Raw genomic sequence first — 17,014 nt, 5'->3', positions numbered from 1 at the left:
ATCACAAAAATGGCAGCCGGTGCCGAGATCTGTTGGTTGGCTAAAACGGTTTAGCTGATAATGCCAGCCAACAGAACAGAGTTCGGGTTTGACCGTGGATCCGATGCAGCAGTGGAGTAGCAAGGTGACGAATCGTGTGTGGGTAATGGGGGATGCGGTGGTGGACTTGATCCCGGAAGGGGCATTGCACTACCTCAAGTGTCCGGGTGGCGCACCCGCCAATGTGGCGGTTGGCGTGGCACGGCTTGGTGGCGATGCGGCCTTTATCGGCCGGGTCGGTGCCGATCCGTTCGGCCGCTTTATGGCAGACACCCTGCGCGGGGAGGGGGTGGATATCGCCGCGCTGCGGTTCGATCCTGACCATCGTACCAGCACTGTGCTAGTGGCACTGGATGACGAGGGGGAGCGCAGCTTCACCTTTATGGTGCGCCCCAGCGCTGACCAGTTCCTCACCCCAAATGAGTTGCCCCGCTTTAATGCCGGTCAGTGGCTGCTCACCTGCTCGATTGCGCTCGCCAACGAGCCGGTGCGCACCAGCTGCCTGCAGGCCATGGCCGCCATCAAGGCGGCAGGCGGGCGGGTCTGCTTTGACCCCAACCTACGCCCGGAGGTGTGGGGCAACCCCGCCGAGATGCTGCCGCTGGTACGCGAAGCCATCGTGCTGGCGGATGTGGTCAAGCTCTCGGTGGAGGAGCTGCAACTGCTGAGCGGCGAGGATGATCTGGCCGCCGGGCTCGCGACGCTCTCTGGCCCGGCACTGGTGCTGGTGACCCGGGGGGCGGCCGGTGTGGTGGCCCGTTTGGGTGGCGAGCTGCTGGAGTGGGTGGGGCAGAAAGTGACTCCGCTCGACACCACGGGGGCGGGGGATGCCTTCGTCGCCGGGCTACTGGCGGCGCTGGCCGGGCGTTCGTCGCTGCCCACTCTGGCCGAGCTGCCCGCCATCCTGGCGCAGGCCCACGGCTGCGGGGCGCTCGCCACCACTGCCAAGGGGGCGATGACGGCGCTGCCGACCCGCACCGAACTGGATGAATTTTTGCGATCAGACACAAGCGGCTGTTGATCTGCGGCTAGAAGCCCGGCTCGACAGCCCCTACTCTCATGTGACAAGGGCCTGCCAGCGTGGCGGGTCATAAGAGGAAGAATATGAATATCAGTGCGATAGCCAAGGATCTGGTGCCCCTGCTCGGGGGCAAGGAGAATATCGTCAGCGCCGCCCACTGCGCCACCCGGCTGCGGCTGGTGCTGGCCGATGACAGCAAGGTGAACAAGGCCGCCATCGACAAGCTGGAGGGGGTCAAGGGGTGCTTTAGCAACGCGGGTCAAATTCAGGTGATCTTCGGCACCGGTCTGGTCAACAAGGTCTATGCCGAGTTCGTGGCGCTGACCGGCACCGGCATGGCCAGCAAGGCGGAGCTGACCGACATGGCGACGGCCAAGCTCAACGTGGCCCAGCGGCTGGCGCGAACGCTCTCCAACATCTTCGTGCCGATCATTCCGGCCATCGTGGCCTCGGGCCTGCTGATGGGGCTGCTCGGCATGGTGCGCACCTACGGCTGGGTCAATGCCGACAGCGCTCTGTTTGTGATGCTCGACATGTTCAGCTCGGCGGCCTTTATCATACTGCCGATCCTGATCGGCTTTACGGCGGCGCGGGAGTTTGGCGGCAATCCGTACCTCGGCGCGACCCTCGGCGGCATTCTCACCCATCCGGCACTGACCAACGCCTGGGGCGTGGCCGGTGGCTTCAAGACCATGGATTTCTTCGGGCTCGACGTGGCTATGATCGGCTATCAGGGCACCGTCTTCCCGGTGCTGCTGGCGGTCTGGTTTATGTCCCATCTGGAGAAACAGCTGCGCAAGCGCATTCCGGACGCGCTGGATCTGATCCTCACGCCGTTTCTCACCGTCATCATCACCGGCTTCGTGGCGCTGCTCTTCATCGGCCCGTCGGGTCGGGTGTTGGGGGATGGCATCTCGTTCGGTCTGAGCGCCCTCTATGAGCAGGCGGGCTGGCTGGCGGGCCTGGTGTTTGGCGGCACCTATTCGCTGATCGTCATCACCGGCATCCATCACAGCTTCCACGCCATCGAGGCTGGGCTGCTGGCCAATCCGCAAATTGGCGTCAACTTCCTGCTGCCCATCTGGGCCATGGCCAACGTGGCGCAGGGCGGGGCTTGCCTCGCGGTCTACTTCAAGACCCGCGATGTGAAGATCAAGGCCATTACCGTGCCGGCGGCCATGTCCTGCCTGCTGGGTATCACCGAAGCGGCGATCTTTGGCGTCAACCTGCGCTACATCAAACCCTTCCTCGCCGGTCTGTTTGGCGGGGCCTGCGGCGGCGCCTACGTGGTGGCGGCCAAGGTGGGAATGACGGCGGTGGGGCTGACCGGTATTCCCGGCATGGCCATCGTCCAGCCCATGAGCCTTATTCATTACATCATCGGGTTGGTGATCGCCTTTGGCGCCGCCTTCGCCGCATCCTACCTGCTCAAGTACAAGGTGGAGTGATGAAGGAAAGCGATCTTCTCAACCAGATTGTCCGGTCGCTGCTGGCCGGACAGCTCAAGGCGGCGGCCGATCCCCATCGGCCTCGCTGGCATCTGGCAGCCCCGGTGGGGCTGCTTAACGATCCCAACGGTTTTATCGAGCACGACGGGCGCTACCACCTTTTCTACCAGTGGAATCCGCTGGGCTGCGAGCACCGCAACAAGGGCTGGGGCCATGTCACCTCCACCGATCTGCTGCATTGGCAGCACGAGCCGGTGGCGCTATTGCCCACCGAAGCCTATGAGAGCCACGGCTGCTATTCGGGCTCGGCGGTGAGCGACGAGCAGGGGCGCCTGACTCTTATCTACACCGGCAATGTCAAATACCCGGATGGCAGCCGCACCGCCTATCAGTGTCTGGCCCGGGCCGACGGTGAGGGTGGTTTTGCCAAGCTGGGGCCTGTGCTGGATCTGCCCGCAGGCTACAGCGGCCACGTGCGCGACCCCAAGGTGTGGCACGACGGCCAGCAGTGGCTGATGGTGCTGGGGGCCCGCACCCTGGATGACAAGGGCGAAGTGCTGCTCTATCGCGGTGACACCCTGCAAAGCTGGCAGCGGGTGGGCCCCATCGCCGGTAGCGGGCGAGGGGGGCTGGGTGAGTTTGGCTATATGTGGGAGTGCCCGGATCTCTTCCCGCTGGGGGAGCGCCATGTGCTGATCAGCTGCCCGCAGGGGATTGCCCCGGTGGGTGAGGATTATCGCAACCTCTACCAGTGCGGCTGGCTTTCTGGCAACTTCGACGGCGAGCGCTTCGAGCACGGGGCTTTCCACGAGCTGGATCGGGGCTTCGAGTTCTATGCGCCGCAAACTACCCTGGACACTCAGGGTCGCCGCCTCTTGTTTGGCTGGCTGGGTCTGCCGGAGGAGAACGAGATGAGCCAGCCCACTGTCGCTTACGGCTGGATCCACCAGATGAGCTGCCCGCGGGAGCTGTTCTGGCAGGATGAGTGGCTCTGCCAGCGGCCGGTGGCGGAGCTTGCGGCGCTCAAGGGAGAGCTGACCCGTTTCGAGGGGACGCTTGGCGAGTTTTCGGGGCTGGCCATCGACTCGGCCTGGCTCGATCTGGATCTGTGTGGTGAGGGGAGTCTCTGGTTCGGTGCCGTGGCCGAGCTGGTGTGGCAGCCGGACCGCATCACCTTGCGGCGCCAGAACTGGCAGAGCGGGACGTGGGAGACCCGCAGCAGCCCATGGGCTGGCGGGCGGATCACCGTCCTGTGCGATCGCTCCAGTCTGGAGTGTTTCATCGATGAGGGGCGAAACAGCCTGTCGGCGCGCTACTTCCCCGGGGACAAGCCGCAACTTTCATCAGGCAACGGCGATGATGGCTGCAAAATTTGCCTCAATCACTGGCCGCTGTCGGCGTGCCTAGTACAATAGCCCGGTTCTAGTCAGCCGGGAGGCCAGGTGGAGAAGAAGAAACGGATCACGATTGCCCAGATCGCCGAACTGGCGGGGGTGTCCAAGGCGACCGCCAGTCTGGTGCTCAACGGGAAGAGTGCGGAGTACCGCATTGCCGACGATACCCGCAAGCGCATTCAGGCGGTGGCGGAGGAGTGTCACTACCTGCCGAGCTTTCATGCCCGCTCCCTGCGCGAGACCCGCAGCTACACCTGGGGGCTGGTGATCCCCGATCTCACCAACTTCGGTTTTGCCCGCATTGCCCGTGCCCTCGAGGCCCACTGCCGGGAGGCGGGTATCCAGCTGCTGATCGCCTGCTCCGAGGATGATCCCGCCCTCGAGCAGCGGGTGGTGGACAACCTCATCAGCCGTCAGGTGGATGGGCTGATTGTCGCCTCCAGCGGCCACAGCGATGACATCTATGCCCGCATCCACGACCGCCTGCCGGTGGTGCAGCTCGACCGCCACATCGGCGAGTCGCGCCTGCCCATGGTGATCTCCGATGCCTGCAAGGCGACCGCCGAGCTGGTGCGGGACATGGCCAGCGAGTGCGGCGAGGAGATCTACTACTTCGGTGGCCTGCTGGATCTCTCCCCCAGCCGTCACCGGCTGGCGGGCTATGAGCTGGGGCTCCATCGTGCCGGTTTTGAAGCCGATGCCGCCCGGGTGCGTCATCGCGACTATCAGCCGAGCTCCGGTTATCAGCTGATGGCCGAGCTGGTGGCCGAGCTGGGAGCGCCTCCTAGGGGGCTCTTTACCGCCTCCTTTACCCTGCTGGAAGGGGTACTGCGCTACCTCAACGAGGCGGGATTGATGGAGACGGGTATGCGGTTGTGTACCTTCGATGATCACGACCTGCTCGACTGCATTCCCATGCGCATCGACTCGGTGGCGCAGGATTGTCCGGCGCTGGCTCTCGCCGCTTTCGAGCTGATGCAGCAACTGATAGCGGGCAATCCTCCCGCACAGACCGCCCAGGTGATCACCCCCAGGGTGCGCTGGCGCAGCCGCCGTTAGTCACACTTCACCCATCCCATATGAGAAAGCCCCGCCATTGCTGGCGGGGCTTTTTGCTGTTGGTGGATGGCACCATTCCTCTGACCGAGAGCTCAATCCGTGGTGCTGGCGCGCCAGAACACTTGCTTGATATGGGGGTGGATGGCCAGTTTTTGCATCAAGGCGTCGAGCTCGTCGCCATCAATGGAGGTGGCGAGCAGCACCGCCGAGATCTCCAGATCCCGCACCCCGAACGGCTCGATATCGAGTTCGCTCAAGGGGTAGTTGGCCTGCTCCAGCATCTCTTCGAGCCAGTGCAGCACCTCTTTTTGATGTTCACGCTGGGTCAAGGCCGTCACCTTGTAGGTCACTTCGGTGTCGGTATTGTCCACCGGGCGGCGGTTGATCTGATTGACCAATGGCCGCAGCAGGGTGTTGGCGGCCAGCACGAACAGGGCCCCCAGAATTGCCTCCATGGCGAGTCCAGCACCACAGGCGGCGCCTACCGCCGCCACGCCCCAGAGGGTGGCGGCGGTGTTGATGCCGCGGATATTGCCCGACTCGCGCATGATGACACCTGCGCCGAGAAAGCCGATGCCGGAGACGATATAGGCCACCACATGGACCACGTTGTAGTTGCCGCCGTGCAGGTCATAGATGCGCTGGGCCAGACTGACGAACAGGGCGGCCCCCACGGCGACCAGCACGTTGGTGCGAAGGCCCGCGGTACGTTGGCGGTATTGGCGCTCCAGCCCGACCAGACTGCCAAGCACAAAGGCGAGCAGCAGGCTGGCCAGAGTGTCGAGCAGGGAGATCATGTCAATTTGTTGCCACATCTTCATGGCGTACTCCTTCTGATAAGTGCTGGCTTGGCGCAATCCATGATGAAACGCCGGGAGGCGGATGGATCAGGGGATGATTGCGCGGATGGCCAGCAGAAACACAACACAGCGCACCGACTCTCGGGCACCTAGGGGCGAGCCGAGCATGGGCGCGAACATAGGTTCGAACATGGATGCGAGCATGAACGGCGTATCGGCTATCCGATCAGCCGCAGAGCAAGCTGTTGCTCACGACAAGGGGGCCAGCGTGGCTGGCCCCTTTCACTGTGGTTAACGCAGGTGTGCGGTCAGTTGAGTTCGGGATCGCAGTCGATGCGTGGGCGCAGTTGCCAGCGCACCGGATGTGCTACTCCGACCTGATGAACAAACTGCACCAGATAGCGTCGCTGGGGCGGGGTGCACTGCAGGTTGAGCACCAGCTCACGCCCGCCGCCGCGACCCGGCTTCATCGATTGCATCGGTTGCAGCCCCGCCGGTTGCAGGGTGTGGTTCACCAGATCCAGCACCTGCTCCATATCGGCGCGATCCTCGCAGCGGATCTGCAGCCGGTAGTGGTGCTGATGCTGTTTGCCGCCCAGCCAGCGTGGCAACATGCCACGGCCGAGCTTGCTCAGCAGGGGGTGAGCCCGGGTTGCAACAGAACCTGTTGCGACCGCGCGATCCGCAGCCGGTTTGATTGAGATAAAACGCATAGCAGCCTCCTTGTGGGAAGCAGAAACTATGCAGGCATGGCGACCATGGCGGTTGGCCACTGGTTGCCAGACGTCAAGTGTAAAAAGGGAGAAGAGGGGAGTGGATTTCCGCTTCTCGCAGGGTTGCGAGTTGCGGCAGAGGAAATCTGCGGCTAGCTCGCGACCGGGGTGCCGACGATAAGGGTCGGCAGACATCTGTCACTTGATGAGTTGCCCACTGATGGTCTCCGCTGTGTTAAGAACGGCGAAATGGTACTCATCCAGAGCGGTGAGGTAAAGCCTCAACTCCCTTTCAGCAACATTTAGATACAAGTTTGTCAATAATCGGGGTCGGCTGGCTACTACAAGGACGATGAAAGAGCGGTGAGCATCATCACCGCCCTCGTTCCATCTTCTGCTCTCCCCACCGTCACCCGTGACCCTATTTCAACCCCAGCCGTTTGAGGATCATCGCGGCCGGGCAGAAACCGGTGAAGGCGCTCTGGATCAGGTTGACCCCGACAAAGGCGCTCAACCAGACAAAGCCCGGATGAACCCAGGTGGTAAGGATCAGCGAGAGCAGCAACATGCAACCCGCGACGATTCTGACGCCGTTATCTACTGTCATGGTCTTTCTCCCTATCTACTTTAGATATTGCTAATTTAGTGTTGTTTTATACAATAGAACAAATATCAGCAATTGCTAATTTACGCTTATGAGCCAATTCGACGAGATGAACAGACATGCGACAGCCGCCGCCTCCCTGCTCAAGGCGTTGGCTCATCCTGAACGCCTGATGGTGCTCTGCCAGCTGGTGGAGGGGGAGAAGGGGGTCGGGGAGCTGCTGGCCCACAGCCAACTCGGGCAGTCGGCCTTCTCCCAGCAACTTTCGGTATTGAAGCGCTACGGCCTGATCCGTTCGCGTAAGGTCTCCCAGCAGATCTACTACTCGCTAGTGAGCGAGGCGGCCGCCGATGTGTTGGGGGCGCTGCAAACCCATTTTTGTCACTCAGAAAATAAGGAATCTTGATGATGGAAAGCCAATGGCTGCTCTCTTTGGGCGGCGGCATGCTGGCAGGGCTGTCGGCTCTGATCCTGATGTTGTTCAACGGCCGGGTTGCCGGGATCAGCGGCATTCTGGCCGGTGCGCTGCAACACCGTGCGCCGTGGCGGGTGCTGTTTTTGCTGGGACTGGGGGCGGGTGCCTGGCTGGCGCTGACACTGGGTTGGGCCAGCATGCCTGCATTCACCAGTCTGCCCGGCTGGCCGCTGGTGTTGCTGGCCGGTCTGCTGGTCGGCATCGGTACCCGTCTTGGCAATGGCTGCACCAGCGGCCACGGCATCTGTGGCATGGGGCGGCTCTCCCTGCGCTCCATTGTCGCCACCCTGACCTTTATGGCGGTTGGCTTTATCACCGTCTTTGTCACTCATCATCTGCTGTAAGGGGCTGATCGCCATGAAGTTGCTGACAAGTTTGTTTGCGGGCCTGCTGTTCGGGCTGGGGATGGCCATCTCCGGCATGGTGGATCCCGCCCGGGTCACCGGTTTTCTCGATCTGGCCGGGGCTTGGGATCCCAGCCTCGCCTTCGTGATGGGGGGGGCTTTGCTGGTCTTTATGCCGGGTTATTTTCTGCTGGTGAAACCCCGCCGCCAGAGCTTGTTGGGTGAGCCCATCGTCGCCGTACCGGCCCCTCGGCTGGATCGCCGCCTGATCGGCGGGGCCGCGCTGTTTGGCATCGGCTGGGGGTTGGTGGGCATCTGTCCGGGGCCTGCTCTGAGTCTCATTTCCAGCGGACAGCCCATGATACTGTTGTTTATAGCGGCCATGGTGGCCGGGATCTTGCTGTTTGATAGAGGGCTGGCCAGGGTGCTGACCAAGGCGCCAGCTCGGGGAAAGGGTAAGGTGCGCCAGTCCAATACCGACTGATCCCGTGCAGTGACTGATGATGCCAGGGAAGGAGAGTAATGATGGAAAAGATCCGGTTGCTGGGGATCACTTTGCTGGTGATGACATCGCAGGCCATGACATCCAGCCGGGCCCTAGCAGCAGACGGGGAGCCTATTGCCCCACTGACAGAGCCCCCGCAGACAGAGTCCTTGCTGACAGTGGCGCCACAGCCGGTGACCGACTGGCTGACGCTGGATGGCACCGTCACTGCCATCAATCAGGGGACGGTGGCGGCCCAGACCAGCGGCCGGGTCTCCCGCATGCTGGTGGATGTGAACGATCAGGTGCAGGCGGGGCAGCCGCTGCTGGAGATCAGCGGCAAGGAGCAGTTTGCCGCCGTCACGGGGGCCGAGGCGCGGCTGGCCCGGGCGCAGGCCCAGCAGGTGGAAGCCGAGCGCCAGCTCGCCCGCTTTCAGGCGCTGATTGCCAAGGGGGTGATCACCCGCGCCCAACTTGATAATGCCGAGGCCTCCGATCGTGCGGCTCGCGCCGAGGTCAATGCGGCCGATGCGGCCCTCACTCAGGCCCGCGAGGCTTACGGCTATACCCGCATTCTGGCCCCCTACGCCGGGGTGGTGACCAAGCGGCTGGTGGAGCTGGGAGAGACGGTCGCCCCCGGTACCCCGCTGCTCTCCGGCTTCTCCCTCGACACCTTGCGGGTGGAGGTGGAGCTGCCCCAATCCGCCCTGACGCTGGCTCGTGAGCCTGCGGATGTGCAGGTGCTGTTGCCTGATGGCAAGCCTGTCACCCCGGTCAAACTGACCCGCTTCAACTATGCCGACAGCCAGAGCCACGCCTTCAGGTTGCGCCTCGACCTGCCGCCGCAAACCGCCGGGGTGCTGCCCGGCATGTGGCTCAAGGTGCAGCTCAAACAGGGTGAGCGTCAGGTGTTGCAGGTGCCGGATCGCGCCCTGCTGCGGCAAGGGGAGTTCAACGGCGTCTATCTGCAGCAACCTGCTGGCTGGGCCCTGACGCCGGTGCGGGTCGGCCACTGCTTTGAAGGGCAGTGCGAGATCCTGGCCGGGCTGCAAGCCGGTGACAAGCTGGCCCCCGATGCCTGGGCGCGGCAGCAGGAGCTGGCCCATGAGTAGCGAGCTGAACGGCAACAAGGAGAGGCTGGGGCCTGCCGGTCGGCTGGCTGCGCTGTTTCAGGGCTCGGCCATCACCCCGCTGCTGGCGCTGGTGGGGCTCTTGCTCGGCCTGTTTGCGGTATTGGTGACCCCCAAGGAGGAGGAGCCGCAGATCGATGTCACCTTCGCCGATGTCTATATCCCCTTCCCGGGAGCCACGCCGGCAGAGGTGGAATCCCTCGTTACCACCCCTGCCGAGCAGGTGGTCTCCCAGATAAAGGGAATTGATACCCTCTACTCTTTTTCCCAACCCGATGGTGCCCTGCTGGTGGTGGTGTTCAAGGTGGGGGTGAGCCGCGAGCAGGCCATTGTCGATCTCAACAACCAGCTTGACTCCAACCGCGACTGGTTGCCACAGGGGATCGGAGTCGGTCAGCCGCTGGTGAAACCCCGGGGGATCGATGATGTCCCCATCGTCAGTCTCACCTTATGGAGCAAAGAGTGGAACAAAGAGGGGAGCAAGCAACTGGGGGCCCCCGAGCTGACCCGGGTCGCCCATGAGCTGGAGACCGAACTCAAGCGACTGCCCGGTACCCGCGATATTTACACGCTGGGCAGCCAGAGCGCCGTGCTGCGGGTGATGCCGGATCCGGCGGCACTCAGCGCCCACGGCATCAGCTGGGGTGAGCTGAGTCAGCGACTTGCCGCCGCCAATCAGGTAGGCCCGACACAGGCTATCGAGCAAGATAACCGGGAGATCAAGGTGCAGGTGGGGCAGTTCCTGCAAAGCGAGCAGGAGGCCCGCGAGCTGGTAGTGGGGCTGCACGACGGCAAGCCGGTCTATCTGGGGGATGTGGCCAGTGTCTCTCTGGGTCAGGAGACTCCGACCAAACGCAGCTGGATGGGGCAGGGGCAGGCCAGTTATCCGGCGGTGACGCTGGCCATCGGCAAGCAGCCGGGCCAGAACGCGGTCGAGGTGGCCAAGCGGGTTGAGGCGCGGGTCGAGAGTCTCAAAAATCGGCTTATCCCTGCCGGGGTCGAGGTAACGGTGACCCGGGACTACGGCATCACCGCCGAGACCAAATCCAACACCCTGATCGGCAAGCTGATTTTTGCCACCACAGCGGTGGTGCTGCTGGTACTGGTGAGCATGGGCTGGCGCGAGGCGCTGGTGGTAGGAGTTGCCATCGTCATCACCCTGGCGCTGACCCTGTTTGCCAGCTGGGCCTGGGGCTTTACCCTCAACCGGGTGTCGCTGTTTGCACTGATCTTCTCCATCGGCATTCTGGTGGATGACGCCATCGTGGTGGTGGAGAACATCCACCGCCATCGTGGCCTGGGCAAGGGGGCGCTCAAGGATCTTATTCCGGGGGCGGTGGACGAGGTGGGGGGGCCGACCATACTGGCGACCCTGACCGTCATCGCGGCCCTGCTGCCGATGGCCTTTGTCAGCGGGCTGATGGGCCCCTACATGAGCCCCATCCCCATCAATGCCAGCATGGGGATGCTCATCTCCCTGCTGGTGGCCTTTATCTTCTCACCCTGGCTGGCGAGCCACCTGCTCAAGAGCGAGGGACATGTCGCCCACGGTGAGGCCAAGGCTGGCGTCTTCCAGCGGCTGATGACCCCTTTCCTGATCGGTGATGGCGCCAAACGTGCCAGACGCAAGCTCTGGCTGGCGGTGTTGCTGCTGGTCGGGGCGGCCACCGCCATGCCCATGGTGCAGTGGGTAGTGCTCAAGATGCTTCCCTTTGACAACAAGTCGGAATTCCAGCTGGTGCTCGACATGCCGGAGGGGGCGACGCTGGAGCAGACCGAGCGCACCCTGCTGGCGGTCGGGCGGGAGCTTGCCAAGGTGCCTGAGGTGAAGGATTACCAGATCTACGCCGGCACCGCCGCCCCCATCAACTTCAACGGGCTGGTGCGTCACTACTTCATTCGCAGCGGTGCCAACGTGGGGGATATTCAGGTCAATCTGGTAGACAAGCATGAGCGCCATCGCAGCAGCCACCAGATTGCCCAGTCGGTCCGGGCACCGCTGCAGGCCATCGCCAGTGTGGCAGGGGGCAACCTCAAAGTGGTGGAAGTGCCCCCCGGCCCGCCGGTCTGGTCACCCATCGTCGCCGAGGTGTATGGCCCGACTCAGGCCGCCCGCGAAGCGGCTGCTCGCGCCGTTCAGGCCCGTTTTGTGGCCACGGCGGATCTGGTGGATGTCGACATCTATCTGACCGACCCGCAGCCCAAGTGGCGGCTGGTGGTGGATCGTAGCAAGGCGGCCCTGCTCGGAGTCGATCTCGGGGACCTGGTGAGCACCCTCAATGGCGGGGTGGGTTATCAGGATGCCAGTTGGCTGCAGGGGCACGGCGCCAAGTATCCGGTGCCAGTGCGCATCGAGCTGGCACCCGGTGACAAACGGGATCTGGCGGGCGTACTGGCCCTCAAGGTGCGCAGCCAGAGCGGCCAGCTGGTGCGGGTCTCCGAGCTGGTGAGTCGCCGTGATGAGGTGGCCCCCAGCTATATCATGCACAAGAACATGCAGCCCATGGTGATGGTAGTGGCCGACATGGGCGGCCATACCGACAGCCCGCTCTACGGCATGTTTGCCGCCGGTGCCGATATCGACCTGCCCCAATATTACGTACAGCAGCCCGACAAGTTGGGAGAGGTGGCGCTGTTGTGGGACGGGGAGTGGAAGATCACTTACGAGACCTTCCGCGACATGGGGCTAGCCTACGGGGTGGGGATGATCCTCATCTATCTGCTGGTGGTGGCCCAGTTCCGCTCCTATCTGGTGCCGCTCATCATCATGGCGCCCATTCCGCTCACCCTCATCGGGGTGATGCCGGGCCACGCCCTGCTGGGGGCCCAGTTCACCGCCACCTCGATGATCGGGATGATCGCCCTGGCCGGGATCATCGTACGCAACAGCATCCTGCTGGTGGACTTTATCGAGCAGCAGCACAGCGCCGGGGTGGCGTTCGAGCAGGCGGTGATCGAAGCGGCGCAGGTGCGGGCCAAACCCATCATGCTGACGGCGCTGGCAGCGATGATCGGGGCCCTGTTTATCCTCGATGATCCCATCTTCAACGGACTGGCCATCAGCCTGATTTTCGGGATCCTGGTCTCCACGTTGCTCACCCTGGTGGTGATACCCTTGCTCTATTATGCCCTGCTCTCCCGACGCTCATGACGGGAGTCACTAGCGAAAGGATGCGCGATGAAGAGAGGTTGGTTGTGGTGGGGAAGTGGCGCCGTGGTAGCGGTGGCTGCTGTGGCATGGTGGTGGCGACCGCTGCCGACGCCGGTCAAGCTGGTTGAAGTGGGGCGGGGGGATGTGCTGGTCACCGTGGTCAACACCCGGGCTGGCACCATCAAGTCGTGTCAGCGGGCCGGGCTCAGTCTGCCCGGTGGCGGCGTGGTGGAGCAGATCGCCGTCAAGGCCGGGGAGCGGGTGAAACAGGGGGATTTGCTGCTGACCCTCTGGAGTGATGATATCCGTGCCGATCTCGCCCGTGCCCGTGCCCAGCAGGCCCTTGGCAAGACCCAGCGCGAGGAGCGTTGTAGCGAGGCGGCCTACTACGAGCGGGAGGCCAACCGGCTGGCCACCTTGCTGGCCAAAAACCTCACCTCCCGCACGCTTGCGGAGCAGGCCCAGAATCTGGCCGATACCCGCCGCTATATCTGCCGCGCATCCCGTCAGCAGGAGCGGGTCGACGAGGCGCAGGTCGCCCAGGTGGAGGCCCGCCTGAGCGAGCGCCGCCTGCTGGCGCCGTTTGCCGGTGTGGTGGCGGAGGTCAACAGCAAGCTGGGCGAGTACATGACCCCCTCACCACCTGGGGTCGCCATGCCTCCGGTTATCGATCTTATCGACGATCGCTGTCTGTATGTCTCAGCCCCCATCGATGAGGTGGATGCCGCCCGCCTCAAGGTGGGCCAGCAGGCTCGGGTGCTGCTCGACGCCATGCCCGGGCGCGATTTTGCCGCCACCGTGACCCGCATCGCCCCCTATGTGAAGGAGCTGGAGAAGCAGGCTCGTACCGTGGAAGTGGAGGCTGCACTCACTGCCCTGCCCACCGATGTCCCCCTGCTTATTGGCTACAGCGCCGACCTTGAGGTCGAAGTGACCCGCGCCAGCGATGTGCTACGGGTGGCGGCCAGCAGCCGGGCCGACGATGGCAGCGTGCTGCGGCTGGAAGGGGATAAGCTGGTGCGGGTGGTGCCCCGCTGGGGCGTGGAGAACTGGAACTGGATTGAGGTGGCCGAGGGGCTCGCTGCCGGTGATCGGCTGGCGGCCCAGCCCGGACAGATTGTCGGGGAGGGCCCTTTCAGCGCCGCCACGGAGCAGCCGGATGAGTAATCTCATTCGCCTCGATGCCGTCAGTCGTCGCTTTACTCTGGGTGGCAGCGAGGTGGCTGCCCTCGATCGCGTCTCTCTGCGGGTTGCCGAGGGGGAGTATCTGGCGGTGATGGGCCCCTCGGGATCCGGCAAGTCGACCCTGCTCAATGTGCTGGGGTTGCTGGATCGGCCCGACGAGGGGCGCTACTGGCTGGGAGGGGAGGATACCGCCACCCTGTCAGAGCCGGCGCTGGCCCAGCTGCGCGGCCATCGTATCGGTTTCGTGTTCCAGTCGTTTCACTTGATCTCCCGCCTCACCGCCCGTGAAAACGTCGAGCTGCCGCTGATGCTGTGCGGGATTGCTCCCGCCGAGCGCCATCGCCGCAGCCAGCAGTTGCTGGGGGAGTTGGGGCTGGAGAACCGGGCCGGACACCGCCCTGCCGAACTCTCCGGCGGTCAGCGTCAGCGGGTAGCCATCGCCCGTGCCATGGCAATGGCGCCGCGGCTGATCCTGGCTGACGAGCCCACCGGCAATCTCGACTCCCGCTCCGGGGAGGAGGTGATTACCCTGCTGGAGGGGCTCAACCGGGAGCAAGGGATCACGCTGGTGGTGGTGACCCACGATCCGCGCCTCGGTGAACGAGCGGGCAGGCGGATACTGATGAACGATGGCCGTATCAGCACCGATAGCATTGATAGCACTCATAGTGACGGAGGCTGAATGCGTCGGCCCGATGTGATCCGCTTTGCCGCCGTGGCCCTGCTGCGCCAGCGCTCACGGGCACTGGTGCTGATCCTGGCGGTGAGTCTGAGCGTCACTTCGGTGCTGCTGCTCACCGCGCTGGGGGAAGGGGCGAGGCGCTATGTGGCCGACCAGTTCAGCTCCCTTGGCAAGGATCTGCTGGTGATGTTCCCGGGCCGCAAGGAGACCACCGGCGGGCTGCCGCCGGTCACCGGCAACAGCCTGCGGCAGATCACTCTCGATGACATGCACTATCTTGGCCAGCACCAGCCAAACGTGCGGCTGGTACCGCTGGTGATGGGCTTTGCCGAGGCCAAACAGGGGGCGCGGCTGCGCCAGACCATGCTGCTTGGCAGCAGCAACGGGCTGCGCGATACCCACGGGCTGGAGCTGCTCTCCGGCCGCTGGTTGCCGGGGGATGCCGCAGAGGATCGACCGGCCGTCCTGCTCGGGGCCAAGGTGGCCCGGGAGCTGTTCGGTCAGGCCGACCCGGTCGGCCAGTGGCTGCGTTTTGACAATCGCCGTTTTCGGGTGGTGGGGGTCTTCACCAGCCAGAGCAGCAATCTGGGGATGGATATGGCGGAAGCCGCGCTGATCCCGGTCGGCAGCGCCATGCGGCTGTTCAATACCGAGGGGCTGTTTCGGCTGCTGATCCAGCAGCTGGCGGGGCAGGCCGTGCCGCCGCTGGTCAAGCGACTGGAGCAGCTGATGCAGGCGCGCCACGGGGTGCTCGATGTGACCGTGGTGCGCCGTGACGCCATGCTGGCCACCTTCTCCACCATTCTCTCGACTCTCACCCTGGCGGTTGCCGGTATCGGCGCCATCAGCCTGCTGGTCTCCGGCATCATGATGATGAATCTGGCGCTGATCAGCACCCGCCAGCGCACCGGCGAGATCGGTCTGCTCAAGGCGCTGGGGGCCGACAGTCGCCAGATCCGCCAGCTGTTTTTATGGGAGGCGCTGCTGCTGAGCGGCGGTGGCGCGCTGTTTGGCACAGCCCTGGGCTATGCCCTGGTGGCCCTCGCCGGGCTGGTGTGGCCCGCTTTTCCGGCGGCAGTCCCTCTGCTCGCGACCCTCTGCACCATACCGGCGGCCCTGCTGACCGGGCTCTTTTTTAGCTGGCTGCCCGCCTCCCGGGCGGCACGGCAAGATCCGGTCAGTAGCCTGCGCAGCGGGCAATGGAGTGGGGGCTGATGCGCGCCGCTGATCTGCTGTTCTGGCTCTGGCGCGCCTTGCTGGCGGGGCGCAGTCGCAGCCTGCTGTCGGCGCTGGGTATCGCCATCGGGATCGCCTCGGTGACCCTGCTCACCGGCATCGGCGAGGGGCTCAGGCTCTATCTGCTCGACAGCTTCTCCCAATTTGGCACCCGCTTGATCGCCGTGACGCCGGGCAAGACCGAAACCGCAGGCGGCCCGCCCGGTATTCTCTCCAGCAGCCGTCCCCTGCTGCTGGAGGATGCCGATGCCCTCGCCAGATTGCCAGGTATCGAGGCGGCACTGCCGGTGGTGCAGGGGCAGGGGGAGGTGCGCAGCCGCGGGCTGACCCGCAGCACCGCCATTCTGGGCACCGGCCCGGCGGCGCTCTCCGGCTGGCGCCTCACCCTGGTGCAGGGGCGCTTTCTGCCCGCCGATGACAGTGCCATGCCCCGCGCCTATGCGGTGCTGGGCTCCAAGGTGGCAGCGGAGTTGTTCCCCGGTGGGGATGCGCCGGGTAGTCTGCTACGCGCCGGTGATCGCCGCTTTCGGGTGGCCGGGGTGCTGGCCCCCAAGGGGCAATTTCTCGGTTTTGATCTGGACGACATGATCTATCTGCCCGCCGCCCACGCCCAGGCGCTGTTCAACAAGGAGGGGCTGCAGGAGATCGATGTCATCTATCGCGCCGGGCAGACGGAGGCCGACATCTCGGCCCAGATCCGGCGGGTGCTGATCGCCCGCCACGGCGCCGAGGATTTTACCCTCACCTCCCAGCAGGACATGCTGACCAGCCTCGACAAGATCCTCTCCATCATCAAACTGGCGGTTGGCGGGCTTGGCATTATCTCGCTGCTGATCGGGGCGGTCGGCATCTTCAGCATCATGAGCATCGCCCAGCAGGAGCGGATCCCCGAGGTGGGCTTGCTGATGGCGCTGGGTTGCCCGCGGCGCCGTATTCTGCTGCTGTTTCTGCTCGAAGCCGTGGTGCTGGCGCTGCTGGGCGGGGCTATGGGGCTGGCCCTGCTCGGCGGGCTCAAGCTGCTGCTTGCCCTGCTGGCGGCCGGCTTGCCGCTCACCCTCCATCCTCTCTATCTGCTGCTGGCGCTCGGTTGCAGCGCGCTGGTCGGCCTGCTGGCCGGGGTCGCCCCCGCGCTGCGGGCAGTGCGTCTCGACCCCGTGGTTGCCCTGCGGGGTGACTAGGCGATCCCTTCTGCGATCGACACGCTGCGCTCGGACCTGAACAGGGGGGACTAGGCGATCCCTTCTGCGAT

Annotated in this window: 16 protein-coding genes; 13 read left to right on the top strand and 3 right to left on the bottom strand. The window is 64.3% G+C overall.

Annotation, left to right across the window (positions count from 1 at the left end; translation table 11 throughout):
• Positions 1–103: 103 nt before the first annotated feature.
• The 4 genes from OKC40_RS12805 (at position 104) to OKC40_RS12790 (ending at position 4,961) form a co-directional block, all read left to right on the top strand.
• Positions 104–1,060, top strand: coding sequence for an aminoimidazole riboside kinase (locus OKC40_RS12805; protein ID WP_270795422.1), 957 nt, complete (start codon positions 104–106; stop codon positions 1,058–1,060).
• 83 nt (positions 1,061–1,143) lie between these two features.
• Entirely contained in the window at positions 1,144–2,508 is a 1,365-nt protein-coding gene (locus OKC40_RS12800; protein WP_270795421.1) for a sucrose-specific PTS transporter subunit IIBC, read from the top strand.
• A complete protein-coding gene (locus OKC40_RS12795) occupies positions 2,508–3,923 on the top strand; it encodes a glycoside hydrolase family 32 protein (RefSeq protein WP_270795420.1) in 1,416 nt (471 codons plus the stop codon). The genes OKC40_RS12800 and OKC40_RS12795 overlap by 1 nt, the downstream gene beginning before the upstream one ends.
• A gap of 27 nt (positions 3,924–3,950) precedes the next feature.
• The gene (locus OKC40_RS12790; RefSeq protein WP_100646367.1) at positions 3,951–4,961 is read left to right on the top strand and encodes a substrate-binding domain-containing protein; all 1,011 of its coding nucleotides are present in this window, start codon (positions 3,951–3,953) and stop codon (positions 4,959–4,961) included.
• A 92-nt stretch (positions 4,962–5,053) separates the two neighbouring features.
• On the opposite strand, the gene OKC40_RS12785 is transcribed toward OKC40_RS12790, so the two are convergent.
• From OKC40_RS12785 to OKC40_RS12775, 3 genes are all read right to left on the bottom strand, one after another.
• The gene (locus OKC40_RS12785) at positions 5,054–5,782 is read right to left on the bottom strand and encodes an MgtC/SapB family protein (protein ID WP_042657034.1); all 729 of its coding nucleotides are present in this window, start codon (positions 5,780–5,782) and stop codon (positions 5,054–5,056) included.
• Positions 5,783–6,069: 287 nt separating this feature from the next.
• A complete protein-coding gene (locus OKC40_RS12780; RefSeq protein ID WP_270795418.1) occupies positions 6,070–6,474 on the bottom strand; it encodes a hypothetical protein in 405 nt (134 codons plus the stop codon).
• A gap of 421 nt (positions 6,475–6,895) precedes the next feature.
• On the bottom strand, positions 6,896–7,081 hold the full coding sequence (locus OKC40_RS12775) for a YgaP family membrane protein (RefSeq protein ID WP_111807469.1): 186 nt from the start codon (positions 7,079–7,081) through the stop codon (positions 6,896–6,898).
• 88 nt (positions 7,082–7,169) lie between these two features.
• Between OKC40_RS12775 and OKC40_RS12770 the strand changes: the two genes are divergently transcribed.
• The 9 genes from OKC40_RS12770 to OKC40_RS12730 are packed head-to-tail and all read left to right on the top strand — an operon-like array spanning position 7,170 to position 16,943.
• The gene (locus tag OKC40_RS12770) at positions 7,170–7,484 is read left to right on the top strand and encodes an ArsR/SmtB family transcription factor (protein WP_005338008.1); all 315 of its coding nucleotides are present in this window, start codon (positions 7,170–7,172) and stop codon (positions 7,482–7,484) included.
• Positions 7,484–7,897: a YeeE/YedE family protein gene (locus tag OKC40_RS12765; protein WP_270692793.1), complete on the top strand. Its 414-nt coding sequence runs from the start codon at positions 7,484–7,486 to the stop codon at positions 7,895–7,897. The genes OKC40_RS12770 and OKC40_RS12765 overlap by 1 nt, the downstream gene beginning before the upstream one ends.
• Before the next feature lie 13 nt (positions 7,898–7,910).
• Complete coding sequence (locus OKC40_RS12760) at positions 7,911–8,381, top strand: YeeE/YedE family protein (protein WP_182939249.1); 471 nt, start codon at positions 7,911–7,913, stop codon at positions 8,379–8,381.
• Between the two features lie 41 nt (positions 8,382–8,422).
• Positions 8,423–9,493 (top strand): efflux RND transporter periplasmic adaptor subunit, encoded by a 1,071-nt coding sequence (locus tag OKC40_RS12755; protein WP_182939720.1) that lies wholly within the window; start codon positions 8,423–8,425, stop codon positions 9,491–9,493.
• Entirely contained in the window at positions 9,486–12,662 is a 3,177-nt protein-coding gene (locus OKC40_RS12750) for an efflux RND transporter permease subunit (RefSeq protein WP_182939250.1), read from the top strand. The genes OKC40_RS12755 and OKC40_RS12750 overlap by 8 nt, the downstream gene beginning before the upstream one ends.
• Positions 12,663–12,689: 27 nt before the next feature.
• Positions 12,690–13,829, top strand: a complete 1,140-nt coding sequence (locus OKC40_RS12745; RefSeq protein ID WP_182939251.1) for an efflux RND transporter periplasmic adaptor subunit — start codon at positions 12,690–12,692, stop codon at positions 13,827–13,829.
• On the top strand, positions 13,822–14,529 hold the full coding sequence (locus OKC40_RS12740; protein WP_107684168.1) for an ABC transporter ATP-binding protein: 708 nt from the start codon (positions 13,822–13,824) through the stop codon (positions 14,527–14,529). Before OKC40_RS12745 ends, OKC40_RS12740 begins: the two co-directional genes overlap by 8 nt.
• Entirely contained in the window at positions 14,530–15,744 is a 1,215-nt protein-coding gene (locus OKC40_RS12735) for an ABC transporter permease (protein ID WP_270795414.1), read from the top strand.
• Entirely contained in the window at positions 15,744–16,943 is a 1,200-nt protein-coding gene (locus OKC40_RS12730; RefSeq protein WP_182939253.1) for an ABC transporter permease, read from the top strand. Before OKC40_RS12735 ends, OKC40_RS12730 begins: the two co-directional genes overlap by 1 nt.
• Positions 16,944–17,014 lie beyond the last annotated feature (71 nt).

The sequence above is a fragment of the Aeromonas sp. QDB11 genome (assembly GCF_027705265.1).
GTDB classification, from domain to species: Bacteria; Pseudomonadota; Gammaproteobacteria; order Enterobacterales; family Aeromonadaceae; genus Aeromonas; species Aeromonas allosaccharophila.
This window is presented reverse-complemented; position numbering and strand designations above follow the sequence as displayed.